This window comes from Desulfogranum marinum, from assembly GCF_016918565.1.
In the GTDB taxonomy this organism is placed as follows: domain Bacteria; phylum Desulfobacterota; class Desulfobulbia; order Desulfobulbales; family Desulfobulbaceae; genus Desulfogranum; species Desulfogranum marinum.
Map to the genome: position 1 here is coordinate 1 of NZ_JAFFQD010000119.1, position 1,883 is coordinate 1,883.

General features: G+C 47.5%; 1 protein-coding gene. It reads right to left on the bottom strand.

The window, feature by feature from the left end; genetic code table 11:
• Positions 1 to 25 precede the first annotated feature (25 nt).
• On the bottom strand, positions 26 to 1,741 hold the full coding sequence (locus tag JWH17_RS23110; RefSeq protein ID WP_205225063.1) for an IS1634 family transposase: 1,716 nt from the start codon (positions 1,739 to 1,741) through the stop codon (positions 26 to 28).
• Positions 1,742 to 1,883: the final 142 nt, after the last annotated feature.

Genomic DNA, 1,883 nt, shown 5'->3' on the forward strand with positions numbered 1-1,883 from the left:
ACCTGAAAGTCGTTTAAAGCGTACACTACTTGGCACCTATCCCCAGGTACTCCAAGAACAGTTTGTCTCTAGCCACTGATTCTGTTGACCATCGATAGTCTGCCATAGCCGTCTGAACCCTGGTGGTTTCAATGCAGTCGAACCAGTCCAGGATCTGGGCGAGAGAGCGCTGCGCAAGCCAGTTCTCCAGTTTCTTTTCAAGCTTGATAAGTGCTTTGGTTTTTTCTGGGTCTTTTTTGCTGAGTCTGGCTTGTACTTCTTTTATTTTTTTCGTCAGGAAACAATGATAGCCCAATGAGATGAATTGTGCGAATTGCCTTCCGCGCAGATTGTCCGGGAACCATGTGCGTGGACGCGCACCATCCAGCCTTCCCTTTTGCACAGCAAAGAGTTCTTCGATTTTCTCTCGCATTCGGTAGTTCTCCAGTGCGGTAAATGTATCCATAGCCTGATTGCTGACGAGGGCAAAATAGCCGAAGTACTTCTTTGCTTCGACAATGGCTTCGTCATTGAAACCTACCTTCAGTCGTCCTCCCCTTCCTTTCCTGGAATAGGTCAGGTACTTGTCGATTTTCTTTTGCGCTGAATCAGTGAACTCGGTTTGTCCCTCTTCTACTTGCGCCTTCAACTCAAACAGATCCTTTCTGAAGGCAAGTTCTTTCTTGGCTTCGTTGTCGGGAGAATAAAAAACATGCACATACAGGCGCTTTGAGATCGTTTCCTTTTCACCGGCGACTTTGCCGTTACGTGACCGCCTGCGTACACGGCTGAATTGGTGCATCCTTCGTGACGTTGCTCCGCAGATGGTCGGATCAAACGGACAGGTGCTGGACATGCCGGCAATTTTTGCACGAAGTTCATCGACCGTTTCACGAACCCAGGAAATATTTGGATCTACCAGGGTTAGGAATTTCACGTTACGCAAGGCGAACTCCATCATGTTCTTCTGACTGTAGTAGCCGTTATCAGTGACGATCAGAGGCTTTTCCAGATTGAGGCACTTGAGTTGTGTCAGGGTATTTTCGATGGATATGACATCTGGAATATTCCCGGGTTGTTTGGAGAAGGCCATTGGTTCGCGGCCTTTAACGGAATATAAGGTCAGAAGCTTGATCGTGTTGAGTCCGTCGCCGTCCTTATTGAATCCTCGCCGTGCCTCCGACTGGTTTTCGGAGTAGGTTGAGATGGTGGTTGAGTCAAACGCCAGTACAGGAGACTCTCCCAGGCGGGTGGCCCTGGCTGAAAAATATTGCTGAACACCATCTTCATTGCGACCAACATCCTTGAACAGCTTACCATATACGTCTTCAGTAATCGCTTCCTGGTATGGAAGGGGGTGCATTACCTGCCAACTTTCAAGGCGAGGCAGTGTGTTGCCGCCGGAACCAATCCAGTAGCGTGCGATAGAAAGCATCTTCTCCGCATCACCTTCACTGAATGAAGTACGTACGTCATTATCAATACCGGAAGTCCTCCCAACCCAGTCCAGGATGTCTGTAAGGCCGGTATGCTGACGTGTTGCATTGACAACCTTTCCTTCACCTTTGAGCTTTTTCGGACGAGTAGGCACAATTTCTTGTGTGCCCGCCTTGATTTTTCCTTTGAGCTTTTGGCTGACCGTATAGGTCTTCTTGGTCTTTTCGTTATAGGCAGTAACCCGCTCATAAACGTAAATGTCACCATTCGGACGTTTTTCGCGCCGTTCACCGACGTGAGTTTTTCCCGTTATTGGCTTAGCCATACATAATCCCCCCTTTAAGATGGTCGTATAATTATAATACGTACACGTTTAAAGACAAGAAAAAAAGCACGGTAATTCAATAAAACCGTGCTTATAAAGTAGGGTCTTACGATTAGGATGTTCGCTTTAGACGATTTTCAGG

Coding starts and splice junctions, on each gene's coding strand:
- JWH17_RS23110 (WP_205225063.1), bottom strand. CDS start 1,741: ATGGCTAAGCCAATAACGGGAAAAACTCACGTCGGTGAACGGCGCGAA.